Origin of the sequence: Paraburkholderia sp. SOS3 (assembly GCF_001922345.1) — a bacterium.
Classification (GTDB): domain Bacteria; phylum Pseudomonadota; class Gammaproteobacteria; order Burkholderiales; family Burkholderiaceae; genus Paraburkholderia.
Genome location: NZ_CP018811.1, coordinates 55,419 through 74,372 on the forward strand (window position 1 = coordinate 55,419; position 18,954 = coordinate 74,372).

At 64.2% G+C, this 18,954-nt stretch carries 14 protein-coding genes, 1 pseudogene and 2 riboswitches; of the genes and pseudogenes, 4 read left to right on the forward strand and 11 right to left on the reverse strand.

Annotated features, from left to right (window positions below):
- Positions 1-1,168: 1,168 nt before the first annotated feature.
- The 5 genes and pseudogenes from cysC to BTO02_RS35490 all read right to left on the reverse strand — a co-directional run.
- Positions 1,169-1,738, reverse strand: a pseudogene (gene cysC, locus BTO02_RS35590) (adenylyl-sulfate kinase); the annotation flags it as partial.
- 274 nt (positions 1,739-2,012) lie between these two features.
- Complete coding sequence (locus tag BTO02_RS00260; RefSeq protein WP_075155309.1) at positions 2,013-3,728, reverse strand: thiamine pyrophosphate-binding protein; 1,716 nt, start codon at positions 3,726-3,728, stop codon at positions 2,013-2,015.
- Positions 3,729-3,783: 55 nt separating this feature from the next.
- Positions 3,784-5,172, reverse strand: a complete 1,389-nt coding sequence (locus BTO02_RS00265; protein ID WP_075155310.1) for an L-serine ammonia-lyase — start codon at positions 5,170-5,172, stop codon at positions 3,784-3,786.
- A 186-nt stretch (positions 5,173-5,358) separates the two neighbouring features.
- Positions 5,359-6,366, reverse strand: coding sequence for an alginate lyase family protein (locus BTO02_RS00270; protein ID WP_232243551.1), 1,008 nt, complete (start codon positions 6,364-6,366; stop codon positions 5,359-5,361).
- 695 nt (positions 6,367-7,061) lie between these two features.
- On the reverse strand, positions 7,062-7,391 hold the full coding sequence (locus BTO02_RS35490) for a hypothetical protein (RefSeq protein WP_332262252.1): 330 nt from the start codon (positions 7,389-7,391) through the stop codon (positions 7,062-7,064).
- A gap of 47 nt (positions 7,392-7,438) precedes the next feature.
- On the opposite strand from BTO02_RS35490, the gene BTO02_RS00280 reads away from it, so the two are divergent.
- The 4 genes from BTO02_RS00280 to BTO02_RS00295 all read left to right on the forward strand — a co-directional run bounded on the left by BTO02_RS00280 (position 7,439) and on the right by BTO02_RS00295 (position 10,940).
- Entirely contained in the window at positions 7,439-8,053 is a 615-nt protein-coding gene (locus BTO02_RS00280) for a hypothetical protein (protein ID WP_075155312.1), read from the forward strand.
- 394 nt (positions 8,054-8,447) lie between these two features.
- Positions 8,448-8,873 carry a sugar 3,4-ketoisomerase gene (locus BTO02_RS00285; protein ID WP_075155313.1) on the forward strand — a complete coding sequence of 142 codons (426 nt, stop codon included), beginning with the start codon at positions 8,448-8,450 and terminating at the stop codon, positions 8,871-8,873.
- A gap of 28 nt (positions 8,874-8,901) precedes the next feature.
- Positions 8,902-9,945 (forward strand): DegT/DnrJ/EryC1/StrS family aminotransferase, encoded by a 1,044-nt coding sequence (locus tag BTO02_RS00290; RefSeq protein WP_075155314.1) that lies wholly within the window; start codon positions 8,902-8,904, stop codon positions 9,943-9,945.
- Between the two features lie 44 nt (positions 9,946-9,989).
- Positions 9,990-10,940 (forward strand): glycosyltransferase family 2 protein, encoded by a 951-nt coding sequence (locus BTO02_RS00295; RefSeq protein ID WP_075155315.1) that lies wholly within the window; start codon positions 9,990-9,992, stop codon positions 10,938-10,940.
- 109 nt (positions 10,941-11,049) lie between these two features.
- On the opposite strand, the gene gcvP is transcribed toward BTO02_RS00295, so the two are convergent.
- From gcvP to BTO02_RS00325, 6 genes are all read right to left on the reverse strand, one after another.
- A complete protein-coding gene (gene gcvP / locus BTO02_RS00300; RefSeq protein ID WP_075155316.1) occupies positions 11,050-13,980 on the reverse strand; it encodes an aminomethyl-transferring glycine dehydrogenase in 2,931 nt (976 codons plus the stop codon).
- A gap of 78 nt (positions 13,981-14,058) precedes the next feature.
- Positions 14,059-14,439, reverse strand: coding sequence for a glycine cleavage system protein GcvH (gene gcvH, locus BTO02_RS00305; RefSeq protein WP_075155317.1), 381 nt, complete (start codon positions 14,437-14,439; stop codon positions 14,059-14,061).
- Positions 14,440-14,542: 103 nt separating this feature from the next.
- The gene (gene gcvT / locus BTO02_RS00310) at positions 14,543-15,661 is read right to left on the reverse strand and encodes a glycine cleavage system aminomethyltransferase GcvT (RefSeq protein ID WP_075155318.1); all 1,119 of its coding nucleotides are present in this window, start codon (positions 15,659-15,661) and stop codon (positions 14,543-14,545) included.
- A gap of 82 nt (positions 15,662-15,743) precedes the next feature.
- Positions 15,744-15,862: riboswitch (glycine riboswitch) on the reverse strand.
- 57 nt (positions 15,863-15,919) lie between these two features.
- Positions 15,920-16,030: riboswitch (glycine riboswitch) on the reverse strand.
- Positions 16,031-16,232: 202 nt separating this feature from the next.
- Positions 16,233-16,583, reverse strand: a complete 351-nt coding sequence (locus BTO02_RS00315; RefSeq protein ID WP_075155319.1) for a hypothetical protein — start codon at positions 16,581-16,583, stop codon at positions 16,233-16,235.
- Between the two features lie 173 nt (positions 16,584-16,756).
- Positions 16,757-17,812 carry an oxidoreductase gene (locus BTO02_RS00320; RefSeq protein ID WP_075155320.1) on the reverse strand — a complete coding sequence of 352 codons (1,056 nt, stop codon included), beginning with the start codon at positions 17,810-17,812 and terminating at the stop codon, positions 16,757-16,759.
- 100 nt (positions 17,813-17,912) lie between these two features.
- Entirely contained in the window at positions 17,913-18,947 is a 1,035-nt protein-coding gene (locus tag BTO02_RS00325; protein ID WP_075155321.1) for a carbon-nitrogen hydrolase family protein, read from the reverse strand.
- Positions 18,948-18,954: the final 7 nt, after the last annotated feature.

The window sequence follows — 18,954 nt, forward strand, 5'->3', positions numbered from 1 at the left end:
CGAGCGGATTGCGCGGCACCGCCTGCGCCTCGAGCTTGCCGAGTGCGTTCAGCTTCGCCTCGTCATAGCGGATCAGCGCGATGCCCGCATTCGCGTCGAGATATCGATGCTCGCCGTCCGTATGCACGTAGTAGTTCACGTTCGACGGCGCGGCGCGATACGGAATGCGGTCCATCACGATCGCGAGCCACATCGACACCTGGTCGACGCGCTGCAGCGTGCCGCTGCGCTCGAGCGGCTTGTCGTGTTCGATCAGCCACTGCGCCCAACGGCGCCACGACTGGTCGACGATCTCCGCGATCGCTTTCGGGATGCCATAGAAGCCCGCGTTGCAGTGGCCGGCGAACGTCGCGACATATTCGATATCGGCCGTGCCGACCGGCGGACGATTGCGCATGCGGGCCGCGCGTGCGATTTCTTCGAGCACCGGCACCGGCGGCTCCGCGGTATCGACGACTTTCGCCACGAGCGCTTCCGTGCCGAGGAACGGTCGAATATCGGCGACGGCGATCATGTCGGTATCGAGCAGCACGACGTGGTCGAAGTCGAAGCGATGCAGATTGGCCAGTTGCGCGATCTTGTTGCAGAAGCGGCCGTCGCCGAAGCGCTCGATGTCGTGCAACGTGCAGCCTAGGTCGCGGAACAGATCGCGCGTTTGGGCATCGACTTCACGCGTGAACTGCACGTTGATGTCAGCCGGCGCGTCGCAGCTATGCCGGATCAGCGAGCGCGCGAGGTGATAGCCCTCGTGTGCGAAGCGCGGCTCGGCGTCGACGACGAAAGAGAAGATCGTGCGCGTGCGCAGCCCGGGACTGGCCGGTGGCGCAGTCGCGGCGTCGCTGGCAGCGGTATGGTTGGCTGCAGCATGGCTCGCTGCTGCCTTTTTCGCCGCCATCGCTGCAGCGACGATCGGCGACCCGGCATATTCCGCTGCGGCGCTGTTCGCCGCGGCCGCGGCGATCGGCGCGCCTGCGTGGCTCGCGGCCGGGTCGATCGCCGTGACCTCGATGCCCGACACGATGCCAGCCGCCGCGCCGCCCGTCGCCGGATGGCCCGTCGCTTTCTTCGCCGCCATCGCTGCGGCGACGATCGGCGAACCGGCATATTCGTCCGGTGCACCCGCGTTCGCTGCCGCGCCCGTCGCGTGCGAGGAATCGTCGCGCCACATCCGCTGCAACGCGGCCAGCACCTGCGACGCCGACGTCGCCGCATCGCACTGCGCCGTCTCGACGCGAATTTCGGGATTTTCAGGCGCCTCGTACGGCGAATCGATCGCGGTGAAGTTCTTGAGCTCGCCGCGCCGCGCCTTCTTGTACAAGCCTTTCGGATCGCGCGCTTCGGCCACTTCGAGCGGCGTATCGACAAAGATCTCGATGAATTCGCCCGGCTTCATCAATTGGCGGGCCATGCGCCGTTCCGCGCGGAACGGCGAGATCAGCGACACGAGCACGATCAGACCGGCGTCGGCCATGAGCCGCGCCACCTCGGCCACGCGGCGCACGTTCTCCGCGCGATCGGCATCGGTGAAGCCGAGATCGCGATTCAGGCCGTGCCGGACATTGTCGCCATCGAGCAGATAGGTCGGCTTGCCGAGCGCATGCAACTGCTTTTCAACGAGATTCGCAATCGTGGACTTGCCGGCTCCCGAGAGCCCCGTAAACCACAGCACGCACGGTGCGTTGCCGAGCAGCGCCGCGCGGGCGGCGCCCGTCACTTCGAGTTGCTGCCAGCGGACGTCGACATCGTCGAGCGCCTTCGACCCGCTGACGCGCGGCATGTCGTCGTTCGACCCTTGAACCATCGAAACTACCCTCCGTTATGCTCAGTCTGCGATGTGCATGCGTGACAGACTGAATCTCGCGATTATCGGTGATGCCGGTTATGCCGAATTGTCGAATAACAACTGAAAGTCGTCTCAGTTTAATGGCAGTTCGACACCGGCAATAATCGGCACCTGATTCGCGATGGAGTTTAACTCCGGCTCTTTAGTCCGCGCAGTTTCTGCGCACGCGTCACTCGCCGCGCAGTTTCCTGCCCTGCTCCCGGATCTGTTCGAGCGTCGCGCCCGGCGTGCTCGCTTCCTTCGGCATCCGAATCTCGATCAGCGCCGGGCGCTTCGCCGCAACGGCGCGCTCGAAGGCCGGCAGAAACGCCTCGGTGCGCAAAATCGTCTCGCCATGCGCGCCGAACGACTTCGCGAATGCCGCGAAATCCGGATTCGTCAAACCGGTGCCGTGTACACGGTTTGGATAATGCCGCTCCTGATGCATGCGTATCGTGCCGTAATGCCCGTTATTCACGACGATAAAAATCACCGGCAATTCATATTGCATTGCGGTCGCCAGTTCGTGGCTCGACATCATGAAGCAGCCGTCGCCCGCGAAGGCGACGACCATTCGTTGCGGATACATCGACTTCGCCGCGACCGCGGCCGGCACGCCGTAGCCCATCGCACCGCTGGTCGGCGCCAGTTGCGAACGGAAGTGACGGTACGCGAAATGACGATGCAGCCAGATCGCGTAGTTGCCGGCGCCATTCGTGACGATCGCGTCGTCGGGCAAGCGCGCACGCAGTTGCTGCACGATCTCGCCAAGCTGCACGTCGCCCGGAATCGCGCGCGGCTTGCGCCATTCGAGATACGCCCGGTGCGCTTCTTCCGCGGCGCCATGCCACGCCGGTTGTTCAACCGACGGCCGCGTCGCCGCGAGCGCGGATGCGATCTCCGGCATGCCCGATACGATCGGCAAGTCCGCCGCATAGACGCGTCCGAGTTCGTCGGCGCCTTGATGCACGTGCACGAGCGTCTGTTTCGTCTTCGGGATGTCGAGCAGCGTATAGCCGCCCGTCGTCGATTCGCCAAGACGTGGCCCGACGACGATCAGCAGATCGGCGTCGCGAATGCGTTGCGCGAGCGCCGGATTGATGCCGAGGCCGACATCGCCTGCGTAGTTCGCGTGCTCGTTGTCGAAAGTGTCCTGGAAGCGGAATGCCAGGCCGATCGGCAACTGCCAGTTTTCGACGAAGCGGCGTAGATCGGCGCACGCATCGGGTGTCCAGCCGCTGCCGCCTGCAATCACCATCGGCCGCTGCGCGTCGTCGAGCAGTGCCGTCAGCCGCGCAATCTGCGCCGGCGACGGCGCGGCCGCGACGCGCTGATAGGCCGGCGCGCCCGGCACCATGGCGCATGCGTCGCTCAGTACGTCTTCGGGCAACGCGAGTACGACCGGCCCCGGCCTGCCCGACGTCGCCGTATGAAACGCATGGCTCATATATTCGGGAATGCGCCGCGCGTCGTCGATCTGCGCGACCCATTTCGCCATCTGACCGAACATGCGCCGGTAGTCGATTTCCTGGAAAGCCTCACGGTCGAGATGCTCGCGCGCGCATTGGCCGATCAGCAGAATCATCGGCGTCGAATCCTGAAACGCCGTGTGGACGCCGATCGAAGCATGCGTCGCGCCGGGTCCGCGCGTAACGATCGCCACGCCAGGCCGCCCGGTCAGCTTGCCGACCGCTTCGGCCATATTCGCGGCCGCGGCTTCATGCCGGCAGACCACCGTTTGAACGCGTTCGGTTTCGTCATGCAGCGAATCGAGCACGGCGAGAAAGCTCTCGCCCGGCACGCAGAAGACGCGCTCGACGCCATGCGTGAGCAGCGCATCGACGATCAGCCGCGCGCCCGTGGTCGTATCGGAAGAGGAATCAGCGGAAGCATTCGACTGAGGCATTGCGATGAGTCTCCGAATGGTGTTGTCGGGTGGGCGCCGCCCTGCAGCCATCAGTTCAGCACTCGATGATGTTCACCGCAAGGCCGCCGCGCGACGTTTCCTTGTATTTCGTTTTCATATCGGCGCCGGTCTCGCGCATCGTCTTGATGACCGAATCGAGCGACACGTAATGGCTGCCGTCGCCGCGCAGCGCCATGCGCGCCGCGTTGACGGCCTTCACCGACGCCATCGCATTGCGTTCGATGCACGGAATCTGCACCATGCCGCCGACCGGGTCGCAGGTGAGCCCGAGGTTGTGCTCCATGCCGATCTCGGCCGCGTTTTCGACCTGCGACGGCGTGCCGCCCATGACCGCGGCCAGCGCGCCGGCCGCCATCGAGCACGCGACGCCGACTTCGCCCTGACATCCGACTTCGGCGCCCGAAATCGACGCATTGAGCTTGTACAGAATGCCGATCGCCGCGGCCGTCATCAGAAAATCGATGACGCCTTGCTGGTTCGAGCCCGGCATGAAACGCGTGTAGTAGTGCAGCACGGCCGGGATAATGCCGGCCGCGCCATTGGTCGGCGCGGTGACGACGCGTCCGCCCGCGGCGTTTTCTTCGTTGACGGCGATTGCGTACAGATTGATCCAGTCGACCATCGACAGCGGATCCTGCAGCGCGCGCTCGGGGTTATTCGCGAGCGCGCGATACAGCTGCGGTGCGCGGCGCTTCACCTGGAACGGACCGGGCAGCGTGCCGTCCGCGTCGGGGTTGCCGATGCCGCAGCCGCGCGCGACGCACGATTGCATGACGTCCCAGATCTGCAGCAGGCCGGCGCGCGTTTCGTCGTCGGTATGCCATGCGCGCTCGTTTTCCCACATCAGTTGCGCGATCGACTTGCCCGCCGACTGGCACATCTCGAGCAGTTCGGTTCCGGTACGGAACGGATGCGCGCGCTCGTCGACGGCCGCTAGCACCTTCGTATTCGGCGCGCCCGCGGTGACGACGAATCCGCCGCCGACCGACAGATACGTCGATTCGCGCAACGTGCCGCCTTGCGCATCGAACGCGCGCAGCTTGAGCCCGTTCGGATGCTCGGGCAGCGCCTGGCGGTAAAACGAAATCTGATCTTTCGGCACGAACGGCACGTCGTGCTTGCCGAGCAGCGCAAGCGTGCGCGACGTTCGGATTGCGTCGAGCCGTTCGCCGATGGTTTGCGGATTGACGGTGTCGGGCGCGTCGCCGAGCAGGCCGAGCATGACGCCGCGGTCGGTGCCGTGGCCTTTGCCGGTCGCGCCGAGCGAGCCGTAGAGGTCGACCTTCACCGCTGCGGTCGATTCGAGCAGGCCATCGCGTTCGAGTCCTTGGGCAAACATCAGCGCGGCGCGCATCGGGCCGACGGTGTGCGAACTGGACGGACCGATTCCGATTTTGAAGAGGTCGAATACGCTGACTGCCATGTCTGCTCCTGCGATGAGTGATGCCGGGGCGATTCGCCTTGTGAGCGTGCCGCCGCAGTGGCCGCGGTGGCGGCCCTTTAACTGCTTTTTACTCTCTTTTGGCGCGATCCATTCATCGCGCCATGGCCGGGGCATTGCGGCCCGTCGAGCCTCGATGCGCCGTTACTGCGCGCGCTGCTACGGACGTTACTGCGCGCGCGCCGGCAACGGCAGGCACACGGCGAGCCACGCGGGCGGCGTCGGCGCCAGTTTTAGCGCGATCGGCGTGTATTTGCCGTCGAGCCGCGCGGCGAGGTGAAAGAGCTCCGCCGCGTCTTTCGGGTTCCAGGGCCCCGTGAAGCCGGGAATGCCCGCTTCGCGTCGTTTCGCATCGAATGGCACTTGCGAATGCACGAATTCGTCGTGTGTTTTCGCGCCCGTCGCGTACGGCGTGAGCCACGCGAGCGCCGCGGCCAGCGTCGCGCCGCTCGGCGCGCGTTGCGGCAGCCAGTTGCGGTTGTGCCGGCGCGCGGCGAGCGCCGCGACCACGAGCGGCTGCAGGTCGTACGTCACGTAGTGCAGCGCGTCGCGCTCGGCGAAATCGACGGTCGAGCCGTCCGGTGCGATGTTGTCGTTGATGTGCTCGATAAAGAGACGCTGCGCCGCATCGATCATCTTGCGGTTATCGAGCGTAAAGGCCGCCATCGAGATCAGCTTCACGCGGTGGCTTTGCCAATTGTTGCGAAAAGTGCCCGTGAGCGGCCGCGGCTGCGCGTCGATCTGCGCGATATAGCCATTTGCGAGCTTCGTCAGAAACGCCATGGCCGCATTGCGCGTTTTGACGGGCAGCGCGCTCGCGGTCATGTCGTAGGCCAGAATCAGTCCTTCGAACGGCGATTCGTCGATCGCGTTGAAGCTCGGCTGGTAGGTGGTCACCCATGCGTAGAGCACGCGGTCGACGTACTTCAGATAGCGCTCGTCGCCGGTTGCGCGCCAGGCGAGCGCCGCGTCGCGCAGCAGGTCGAGATCCTGCTCGGCCGCCTTGCTCTGATCGTAGATGCCTTCGTGCGGCAGCGTGCCTTCGGTGTGCAACTTCGGCAAGGCGCGCGGCGAGTCGTTCAGATGCGCCTGCACGTTCGCGACGAGCGCTTTCACGCCCGGGTCGGAGTTGGTGCGCTCGCTCGATTGCAGCGCGGGCGCGGCGCAGAAGTTCATTGCGGCGCGTGCTTGCCGGGACGGCAGCAGGGCGGCGCCGCATACCAGCAGGAAGATGATGGCGGCGCTGACTGGCCTTGTCTGCGATGGCTTCGGCGCATGCCTCGTGATCGCTTTCCACTGCCGCATTGTGCAAAACTCCTTTGGCCCTATCCGGGGTGGAATGTTATCTGGTCTTGTACGGGAATGGCAGCTAAAAACGTGCAAAAACCGCCCTTGCGCGGGCCGCCACAGCTTGTTCCCGACGCTCTGGCCGCGCACGTTTCGAGGCTGTGCCAGCCGGCCGGCGGTCGTTGCCCGGACCGCCCAACCGGCAAATTGACCTGTGTTCCGCCGGTTATTCCACGGCTTACCGGGAGGCGATCTCGCGGATACTTCAAAAGAATGACTGTAAGGAGGCTCCATGAGGGAGAAGAATCGGGTGATCGTCGGTGATTCTGCTTTCGCGGAGATCGCGCGCGAATACTTCGATCACGATTTCGACTATCAGGCGGTGGCGCATTCGGTCGAGCAGCCGTACCTGGAGCGGACAGAGCTGCATGGCTTGCCGGTGGTGAAATTTGCAACGCTCGATCAGCAGTTTTCGCCCGCGAATCATCGTGTGTATATGGCCATCGTCTACACGCAATTGAACCGGCTGCGCGTACGGCCCGCCAACACGGTGCGCGAGAAGAGCTTCGCGCTGGCGTCGTACGTTAGTTCGCGCGTTCGCGTGGCACAACGTGTCGCTCGGCGAACATGTGTTCATCTTCAAAGACGACACGGTTCAGCCGTTCGTGAAGATCGGCAACAATGTCGTATTGTAGAGCGGCAATCACATCGGCCTTCGCAGCGTAGTACGCGACAACGTTTTCCTCTCCTCGAACGTCGTGATTGTGGGCTTCTGCGACATCGGCGAATACAGCTTTCTGGGCGTCAACGCGACGCTCGCCAACAATCTCACGCTGGCCACGGACAACTGGCTCGATCCCAACAGGGTTATCGTAAAGACCACCGAACCCAGTGCGTTGTTCAAGGCCGAGCATGCCTACGACGCCGCCTTCTCGGTCAGCCGCATGTTCAGAGTGCCGACATGAAGTGGCTGAATCACGGCGTGGTGTGGACGCCCTCGGGGTCGCAATGGTGGGCGCGCAGTCACGCCACCTGCCCGACGCAGGTCTGGCTCGACGAACAAACCCTGCGCATCTATGTGCAATGCCGCAGCGAGCACAACGTGGGCCGCGTGGGCTATGTCGATTTCGATCCACGGGACCCGCGCAACGTGATCCGGTGTCGCGAAGAGCGGGTGCTGGATGTCGGCGCACCCGGCACGATCGACGACAACGGCGTCCTTCAGACCATTGTGCTACGCACTTCGGGTGGCCCGCTGCTGATGTATGACATAGGTTTTGAGCTATGCCATCAGATCCGTTACCGGTTGCTGACAGGCGTCGCGGTAAGCGAAGACAACGACGCGACGTTTCAACATGTGCAGACGACGCCGTTGCTTGAGCGGTCGCCCGGGGAAGAGCATTTCCGCTGCGGCCTGTGGGCAACGGAGGACGCGGGACGTTTTCGCATGTGGTACGTCGCGGGCGACTCGTGGAAGCAGATCGGCGATAAGCCGATGCCCGTGTACGACACTCGTTCCGGCGAGTCGGAGGACGCATTCACTGGCCGTCTCAGGGACGTCTCGTATTGCTGCTAGACCTCGCCAAAGAACACTTTTTGGGACGGCCCGTGGTGCGCCATGGACCGAATGGCCATTGCATATATTGTTCGATCCGGAATCGCCACCCTACGCGTTATCTGATCAGCTACTCGGAGTTCCGCGACGGCGAGGCCGAAGCAGGACACGGTCGCGCACGCGCAATATATTGCGTCCAGCGAGACCGGTTACGAGGTCAACGCGCTGGACCTTGTGTTCGAAGCGGCAACCGAGCAAAAAACGGCCTCCCTGCAAACGCATTTTCGATCTCGGCATCCGCACGGAAAACCAAGGGAGTCACTCTCAACGAAGGGCTCAACCGTTTCAAGAATGAGTTCGACGCGCGGGTGCATCGTCCACGAATTCTACGAACTCAATCCAAAAGGAAGTAGCGATGCCGCTGAATGATTGCCGAATCATCGAGCTGCCGAAGATTACCGACCCGCGCGGCAATCTGACCTTCGTCGAAGGCGGCAATCACATTCCATTCGACATCCGTCGCGTGTATTACCTGTACGACGTGCCGGGCGGGTCGGATCGCGGCGCGCACGCGCACAGGAATCTGCATCAGTTCGTGGTGGCGATGTCGGGCAGCTGCGACATCGTGCTCGACGACGGCGACCGTCAGCGGCGTTTTCATCTGAACCGCTCGTACTACGGTCTCTATATCTGCCCGATGATGTGGCGCACGCTCGACAACTTCTCATCGGGCGGCGTGTGCATGGTGCTAGCATCGGAAGTCTACGATCCGGCCGACTACATTCGCGACCACAACGAATTTCTGTCGATCGCGCGCCGCAAAGAAACCGTGACGGCCTGATCGTCAGCGACACACCCCACGCCTTGCCATGACAATCGATTTTCTCAATCTCAAACGGGTCAACGCGCCGCACGATGCGGCGATTCGCGTGGCGATCGACCGGGTGCTGCAATCCGGCTGGTATGTGCTCGGCGACGAAACGTCGGCGTTCGAGCGCGAGTTCGCCGATTACTGCGGCGTTGCGCATTGCATTGGGGTCGCCAACGGCCTCGACGCGCTGCACCTGATCTTGCGCGCGTACGGAATCGGCGCGGGCGACGAAGTGATCGTGCCGTCCAACACGTTTATTGCGACCTGGCTCGCGGTGAGCCAGGCGGGCGCGCGCGTCGTGCCCGTCGAACCGGACGAGCGCACCTGCAACATCGATCCGAAGCTGATCGAAGCCGCCATCACACCGCGCACGCGCGCCATCATGCCGGAGCATCTGTACGGCCAGCCAGCAGACATGGAACCGATCAACGCGATCGCACGAAGGCACGGAGTGCGCGTGATCGAGGATGCCGCCCAGGCACACGGCGCGCGCTATCGCGGCCGGCGCGCGGGCAGCCTCGGCGACGGCGGCGCCATCACCACGAACGACCACGCGCTCGCCGCAACGCTGCGCAAACTGCGCAACTACGGATCGAGCGTGAAATACGGGCACGACATGGCGGGCGTCAATTCGCGACTCGACGAGATGCAGTCCGCTGTTCTGCGCGTGAAGCTGCGTCACCTCGATGCCGAGAACGCTCGACGTGCCGCGGTGGCTGCCGCCTATACGGAAGCGCTCGGGCATACGCCGCTGGAATTACCGCATGTGTTGGAGGGCGCCGAGCCCGTGTGGCATCTGTACGTCGTCAGAGCCGCGAATCGCGCTGCGCTGCAGGCGCATCTGAACGCAAAAGGAATCGGCACGCTGGTGCACTACCCGACGGCGTGTCACCGTCAGCAAGCCTATGCGAACGAAGCGTGGCCCGCGTTACCGATTGCTGAGCGTCTGCAGGATCGCGTACTGAGCCTGCCGATGGCGCCGTACCTCGACGCCTCCGACATCGAAGCCGTGACCGCGAGCGTGCTCGAGCATTTCTCCTGACCGCTTCTCTTTTCCGCAACCGTTAGTGCGAACCCAAGCCTCTCATGCAAATCACCACCGTTGTCCCAGCGTTCAAGCCAAAGTATCTAAACGAGCTTCTGACGGCGCTACATCATCAGACGGTCAAGCCAGCGCGAATCATTATCTCGGACGACAGCCCTAACGGCGCCTTCAAGGCGGCGCTGCTGAGCGAGCCGCTCAAGTCCGCAACCCAGGCGATGAATATCGAGGTGATCGACGGCCCGCGCCAGGGCGCGTTCGCCAATTGCCGTCATCTGCTGAAAGCGTGGAACGGCGCGACACCACTCATCCATTTCCTGCTGGACGACGACGTGATCTACCCGCTCTTCTACGAACGGCACACGATGGCTCATGCGACCGGCAAGTTCGATTGCACGGTCAGCATGCGCTGGACGGCCATCGAGTCGGGGCAACCGGTCGCGCAATTGCCTCGTCCCGATGTGATTGCGCAGCATCAGCATCGCATCCTGTCGCTGGAGCCGGATTTCGTATTCGCTACCACGATCCCTCAATGCAATAACTGGTTTGGCGAGCTATCGAATGCAGTGTTCAATCATGAGGTCGCGGACTTGCTGGCGGAATCGCGTATGGAAGGCATCTCATTCGAAGGCCTCGGCGATATCGGCTTCTTCCTGTCCGCCAGCCTTAAAAAGCCTCTTGGTTACCTGAACGAACCGCTCAGTTATTTCCGGACCAGCCCGACGCAGAACACGCAACAGATTGCCAGTCACGATTTCAAATGCGGGCTGATGGCCTGGATTGCGCTCGCGCTGGCCGGCAAGCGCATGCAGAAGGTACAGCCGCAGCAGGCGGCGCAATGCTTCGCTCAAATAGGGGCAGCGCTGCAGCATCGCTATCCGGCTGACCAACAAATGGCGCAGTTTTGCGAACTGGCATCCGCGATGGCTCGCGGCGATGCGCATGCCGAAGCGCGTTTCGTGGACGCGTGGCACGCTTTCATTCCGGCGCGTTGATACGCGCTTTAGTTCAGCTGCAACTTCACTTACGACCGCAACTCACCGCCGCCGCGACGCACGCCACATCGAGGCGCGTGCGTCGCCGGGCGGAAACTCGCCTTAGCGCTTACTCGTAATCCGCCACCGGCACGCACGAGCAAAACAGATTGCGATCGCCATACGCGTTATCGGCACGACCCACCGGCGGCCAATACTTCCGCGCGATCAGCGTCGGCAGCGGATAAGCAGCCGTTTCGCGCGAATACGCGTGCTTCCAGTCATCCGCCACCACCGCCGCCGCCGTATGCGGCGCGTGCTTGAGCGGATTGTCCTCGCGATCGGCGCGGCCTTCTTCGACGGCGCGGATTTCGTCGCGAATCGCGATCATCGCTTCGATAAAGCGGTCGAGCTCTTCCTTCGACTCCGACTCGGTCGGCTCGACCATCAGCGTGCCCGGCACCGGGAAGCTCATGGTCGGCGCGTGGAAGCCGTAGTCCATCAGCCGCTTCGCGACGTCGTCCACCGAAATGCCGCTCGTGTCCTTGATCGGCCGCAGATCGAGAATGCACTCGTGCGCGACGAGCCCGCCCGGCCCCGCATACAGCACCGGATAGTGCGGCGCGAGCTGCTTCGCGACGTAGTTCGCGTTCAGGATCGCGGTCTCGCTGGCCGCCGTGAGATTGGCCGCGCCCATCATCGCGATATACATCCACGAGATCGGCAGAATCGACGCCGAGCCGTATGGCGCCGCGGACACCGCGCCGATGCCGTGCGCGTCGCGCTCGTAGCCGGTCGACGTCTGGTTCGGCAGGAACTGCGCAAGGTGCGCGCCGACCGCAACCGGCCCGACGCCCGGTCCGCCGCCGCCGTGCGGAATGCAGAACGTCTTGTGCAGATTCAGGTGCGACACGTCGCCGCCGAACTGACCCGGCGCGCTCAACCCGACCATCGCGTTCATGTTCGCGCCGTCCACGTAGACCTGGCCGCCGTGCGCATGCACGATCTCGCAAATCTCGCGCACGTTCTGCTCGAACACGCCGTGCGTCGACGGATACGTGATCATGATCGCGGCGAGCTTTTCAGCGTGCTGCGCGGCCTTCTTCTTCAGATCTTCGATATCGACGTTGCCCTGCCCATCGCATGCAACGACCACCACCTGCATGCCCGCCATTTGCGCCGACGCCGGGTTCGTGCCGTGCGCGGACGCCGGAATCAGGCACACATTGCGATGCCCTTCGCCGCGCGACGCGTGATACGCGTGAATGATCAACAGACCCGCGTACTCGCCCTGCGAGCCTGCATTCGGCTGCAGCGAGACAGCCGCGTAGCCGGTCGCGGCGACGAGCATCTGTTCGAGCTGATCGATCATTTCGCGGTAGCCGACCGTCTGCTCGGCCGGCGCGAACGGGTGGATCTGGCCGAACTCGGGCCACGTGACCGGCAGCATTTCCGAGGTCGCGTTCAGCTTCATCGTGCACGAGCCGAGCGGGATCATCGAGCGGTCGAGCGCGAGATCCTTGTCCGACAGGCTGCGCAGATAGCGCAGCATTTCCGTTTCCGAATGGTGCCGGTTGAACACATGATGCGTGAGGTACGCGCTCGTGCGTTCGAGCGACGCCGGAAACGTGTTCGAGGCGCCCAGTTGCGCGTCGAGTTCGTCGACGGTCGGCACGTTATCGACGAACGCAGCTTGCGCGAAAGCGGCGAGCAGATCGGCGAGGTCCGCGCGCGTCGTGGTTTCGTCGAGCGAGAGGCCGACGCGCGTGTCGCTGACATGGCGCAGATTGATGCGCTTGCCCGTCGCCGCGTCGTGCAGCGCCTGCGTGCGCGCGCCCGTTTCGAACGTCAGCGTATCGAAGAACGTTTCGTTGACGAGCGTATAGCCGAGGTGTTTCGCGCCTGCTGCAAGCAAGGCGGCCATGCGGTTCACGCGCAGCGCGATCGTCTTCAGGCCTTGCGGGCCGTGATAGACCGCATACATGCTCGCCATGATCGCGAGCAGCGCCTGCGCGGTACACACATTCGACGTCGCCTTTTCGCGGCGGATATGCTGCTCGCGCGTTTGCAGCGCGAGACGCAGCGCCGGGTTGCCCTGCGCGTCGACGGTCACGCCGACAAGGCGCCCCGGCATCTGCCGCTTGAATTCGTCGCGCACCGCGAGATACGCGGCATGCGGGCCGCCGAAGCCGACCGGCACGCCGAAGCGCTGCGAGTTGCCGACGGCGACGTCCGCGCCCCATTCGGCGGGCGGCGTCAGCACGGTCAGCGCGAGCAGATCGGCGGCGGCGATCACGTGGCCGCCCGCTGCGTGCACCGCATCGGCGAGCGCGCGGTAGTCGCGCACATCGCCGTTCGCGCCCGGATACTGCAGCAGCACGCCGAACGCGTTCGCTTTCGCGGCATCGGCAGCCGGGCCCACTTTCACTTCGATGCCGACCGGCGTCGCGCGCGTTTTCACCACTTCGATGGTTTGCGGCAGAACGTCGTCGGCCACGTAGAACACGTTCGACTGCGATTTGCCGACGCGCTGCAGCAGCGTCATCGCTTCGGCGGCAGCGGTCGCTTCGTCGAGCAGCGACGCATTCGACATCGCGAGGCCCGTCAGGTCGACGATCATCTGCTGATAGTTGAGCAGCGCCTCGAGACGGCCTTGCGAGATTTCCGGCTGATACGGCGTGTACGCCGTGTACCACGCCGGGTTCTCCATCACGTTGCGCAAAATCACGGCCGGCGTGTGCGCGTTGTAGTAGCCCTGCCCGATATACGAGCGGAACACCTGGTTCTTGTCCGCGAGCGCGCGCAACGCAGCGAGCGCCTCTGCCTCGCTTTTCGGTTCCGCGAACGGACCGAGCGGCAGCGCATCGGCACGCCGGATCGCCTTAGGAATCACCGCATCGATCAACGCGGCGCGCGAGGCGAAGCCAAGCGCGTCGAGCATCGCCTGCTGATCGGCGGCATCGGGACCGATGTGCCGTTCGGCAAAGGCATCGTGCACTTCGAGCGCAGCGAGCGAGAGAGGGGTGCGGTTCATCAGACGGTCCGGGTGTTCGAGCTTCATTGAAAATTCCTGCTGGCGCGGCGTGTACGGCTGATGCGACGTGTGTGCGTGTCGGCCCGCCGCGCCGGTTGTTGAAAGTTACTCGCCGATCGACTTGCCGTAGGCGGCGGCGTCGATCAGCCGGTCTTGCGCTGCGCCGGCGGTCGGCTTGACCTTGAAGAGCCAGTTTTCATACGGTGCGCTGTTCACCGAATCGGGCGTATCCACCACGCTCTGATTCATCTCGATGATCTCGCCCGAAACCGGCGCATAGATATCGGAAGCGGCCTTGACCGATTCGATGACGGCGACCGTGTCGCCGGCTGCGACGGTCTTGCCCAGTTGCTGCACTTCGAAGAAGACGATATCGCCGAGCGCTTCCTGCGCGTGGTCGGTGATACCGACCGTCAGCGTGCCGTCCGCTTCGGTGCGGACCCATTCATGCGATTCGGTGTATTTCAGATCGGCCGGGATGCTCATCGGTTGCTCCTGTGCGGTTGATTGCGCGATTGATGCGGTTAGAGGTGAACGGGGAACGCACGCGACGGACTGGACTGCGCGTCGTCGATGGCCGGACCGCCGTTCAACTGACGAGCACCTTGCCGTTGCGCACGAACGGCAGTTTTACCACGCTTGCGGGAAACGCTCTGTCGCGGATGTGCACATGCACGACATCGCCGGGCTGCACGCCTTTGGGCACGCGCGCGAAGGCGATCGATTCCTGCATCGTGGGCGAGAACGTGCCGCTCGTGATCTCGCCTGCGCCATGCGGCGTATCGACTTTCTGATGCGCGCGCAGCACGCCCGCGGCCTTGCCGTTTTCCTTCTGCAGGATCAGGCCGACGAATGCCTGCTGCGAGCCTTTCGCCTCGAGCGCGGCACGGCCGACGAAGTCGCGCGGCGCGCTCAGGTCGACGGTCCAGGCAAGGCCGGCATCGAGCGGCGAGACGCCGTCGTCCATATCCTGGCCGTACAGGTTCATGCCGGCTTCGAGGCGCAGCGTGTCGCGCGCGCCGAGGCCGGCCGGGCGCACGCCCTGCGCCTGCAGCGCTTTCCACAACGCTTCGACGTGCACGGCCGGCGCAATGATCTCGAAGCCGTCTTCGCCCGTGTAACCGGTGCGCGCGACGGTCAGGTCGCCGAACGGCGTGGCGTTCACCCGCGCCGCGTTGAACGGCTTCAACGCTTCGGTCGCGGTGCGCGCGGCCGGCACCGTTTGCCAGACTTTTTCACGCGCCTGCGGACCTTGCACCGCGACGATCGCGAGATCGCGGCGCGGCGCGATCGTCACGCCGAAGCCGCGGTCCGCGTTGAGCTGGTTGAACCACGCGATATCTTTGTCGGCGGTCGCCGCGTTGACGACAATGCGAAAGTTCGTTTCGTCGAAGAAATAGACGATCAGATCGTCGATCACGCCGCCTTCGGGATTGAGCAGGCACGAGTACAGCGCGCGGCCTGCCGTTTGCAGCTTGCCGACGTTGTTGGCAAGTGCGTAAGCGAGGAACTCACGCGTGCGCGGGCCGCTCAGATCGACGGCGCACATATGCGACACGTCGAACATGCCGGCGTCGGTGCGCACGGCTTTGTGCTCTTCGATCTGCGAGCCGTAGTTGACGGGCATGTCCCAGCCGCCGAAATCGACCATGCGTGCATTGAGCGCACGATGCGTGGCGTTGAGCGGGGTGCGTTTGAGTTCGGTCATCGGGGCGCGGCCTCAGGGTGTTCGACGGATTCGGAGCCATGCTGTGCAGCCTCGCAGCCCTTCGGCCGACGAGTGATGCCTGCATGCCCCCTCTGTCCTCGGTACCTGAGAGATTGCGCCGACGTTGCTACGTAGCGCGCGCCCCTTCGGTGGGCAGCTTGCGTGCGCTGCACGCTACTGCCGCTCTCCAGAGTGCGAAGAACCGGTGCCCGATCGAGCCCGTTAGCCCGATGAGCCAACGATTGTCAGACGGATTCTTCGACGCGGTCGGTCCTTTTGCCTGAGAGTTTGCGGGTGTGCCCCTTCGGCGGCGCGGCTTTGCATGGCGTATGTTGCGATGCGGCCAGCGCGCTCTCCCGACGCGTGCGGCGAATGTACGCGACGGTATTTCGCTTGTCAATTGAAGCTTTGGGCGCGGGCGTCCTGACGCGGGTCGGGCCCGCGGCATGCGCCGCACGCGCGAGGCGCGGAGCAGATTGTGCGCTGCGGTGGATGCTCTGCGCTTCGCGCGGTCCGATTGCCGATTTGTCGAAGTCGGCGCAATCAGCGAGATCAGCGAGATCAGCGGTTATCAGCGGTTGATGGCGATCGCGGTCGAATCGAGTTCGTCGTTCAGCGTGCGCTGCTCGTCGCCGGAAATGCCGCCGTCACGGTGTGCGGCCATCTCGTTTGCCTGGTGGCGGATCGTGTCGAGACGGCGGTGCATGTCGGCGCCGACCGGCGGCGGATAGTAGCCCTGGTTCACGCGCGCGTCGACATGGCGGCTCATATTGTCGATCCGACCTTCGACCTGGTCGAAGCGCTGCACCGCGACTTCATGCGGGTTAGGGATAGGACGCGCGGCCTGCGGCGGCTCGACGACGCAAGCAGCCAGCGACGAAACCAGCACGCAGCAGCCGAGTGCGCGAATCAGACGTTGCATGGAAGGCTCTCCTTATCAGGGTTGGTTATTGTGATCGATAAGGGGAAGCAACGGGCGAACGGCCGCTCGCGATGACGCGGCCGTGTCACGTTTGTGTAACTGTTGGTTGCTCGTGCGGTGAGAAGAAACCGAGACCGCTGTCGAAACCTCGCGGTCGAAATCCGATTGTCAGCTTAGCTACTGCGCTTGAACGGCAGGCGCACGCCTTCGTCATTGCTGCGCTGGGCCAGTTCGATCACCGTCATCACGTCGACGGCATCCTGCGCGCTGACCGGGAACGGCGCGCCGTCGCGAATCGACGCGGCCAATGCGCGATAGAAATCGACGTACGCCCCGTCGCGAGTCGGCCATGCACGCTCGACTTCCTGAGCGCCTGCTGCGTCGAGCGCGCGCAGCGTGCCCGCTGCGTTGCCGCCGCCGAAGCCCGCATCGCCAGGCCGCAAGCCGGCTTTGAGCTGGTCCTCCTGCGTATCGAGGCCGTACTTCACGTAGCTGCCGCGTGTGCCGTGAATCGTGAAGCGCGGCGCGACGATCGCCGTCAGCGCACTCGCATGCAGCAGCACTTCATGCGATGCATAGCCGAGTTGCAGGTGCACGTAGTCGGGCGCGGCGGCCCGATCGCGATGCGCTTTCACCGATGCATAGACCGTCTGCGGTACGCCGAACAACGCAAGCGCCTGATCGATCAGATGCGGGCCGAGGTCGAGCAGCAGGCCGCCGCCGCGCGTTGCGTCCTCGCGCCAGCGTTGCCGGATCTCCGGGCGAAAGCGGTCGAAGTGCGATTCGAAGACGGTGACGCGACCGAGTTCGCCGCTTTCGAACAACGCGCGCACGGTCATGAAGTCGCCGTCCCAGCGGCGATTGTGGAACGGTGCGAAGACGCGCTTGCGGCTAGTCGCAAGGTCGGCCAGTGTGCGTGCTTCGGCGGCCGTCAGTGTGACCGGCTTGTCGACTACGACGTGCTTGCCTGCTTCGAGGACGCGCTTCGCAAGTGCGAAGTGCGTGTCGTTCGGCGTCGCGATCACGATGCATTCGATGTCGGCAAGCGCGAGCAGCGCATCGAGATCGGGCACGACCGTGGCCTTCGGATAGTCGGCGCGCGCCTTGTCGGGCTGGCCCGTCGCGATTGCCGCGACCTGCGCCCGGCCGCTGTGTTCGATGACCGGCGCGTGAAATGTCGCGCCGGCAAAGCCATAACCCATCAATCCAATTTTCAGCGGCGAAGTCATGCGAACGTCGTGCTCCTGCAAAAACGGCGCGCGGCGGGGGCTGCGCGCACGCCTCAATTGTGGCATGCGCGCGGACGTCACTCATTGGATTTGCTAACGCTCAGTCGTCCACCAATACCGCCTCGGCGACCGGCTGCGGCACGACCGTCGGGCGGCTTGGCGTGCGCCACGTCACCGGCTCGCGCCGCTCGCGATCGACGGTCAGCGAAAACACATCGAAGCGGTTGTAGTAACCGACCACGTCGTGAAACTGCTTCGGCTCGATGCACCGGTTCAGATCGAATTGCGCGTACGCAATGCCTTCTTCGTCGGACAGCATGTCGCCAAGCGGCGTGCCGGTCGGGTCGACGAACATCGTTGCGGCGCGCGGCGAGCCGTCCAGCACCGCGGCAGCCGCGGGGTCGCGCGCAACGAGAAAGTCGCGCATCTCCGCATCCATATAGCCCGCGCAGATAATGCCGAACGCCTTGGCTTCGAACGAATGCGCGCCGGCGCGCAGCCGGTTGGCCGCGACGTTGTCGAAGTTGCCGCCGGTAACCGGGCGGCGCGTCGGCCACAGCGCGGGCCAGCTCGAAATATGAATCTGTTCGCCCTGAGCGATCAGCGAATAGCGCGCGAGCGGATTCGTGTTCTCGCCGCAAATCAGTCCGCCGATGCGGCCGATCCGCGTATCGGCCACTTGCAGACCGGCGCCGTCGCCTGCTGCCCACACGAGTTTTTCGTAGAACGTCGGCACCAGTTTCCGATGCAGGTTCAGCACTTCGCCGCGATCGTCGATCAGCACGTTCGAATTCCACAGGCAGCCGACACTCGCGTGCGAACGCTCGCTGAAACCCATCGATACGAACACGCCGTTGCGCTCGGCTTCGGCGGCGATTTCCGCGATTTCGCTGCCGTCCGCGTAGAGGCTTTCGTTCGCGAACCGTTCGAACAGATCGTGATTGTCGATCGGCGCCCACAGCGACGCCCACACCGGAAACGCGGGGATATACGACTCGGGAAACGCGACGAGTTGCGCGCCGTGGCGGCTCGCCTCGCGGATCAGCGAAACGGCTTTCGCGACCGTTGCGCGCTTGTTCAGGAACACGGGCGCCGCATGAACCGCGGCAACCTTCACGACAGGAAGAGAGGACATGGTGATA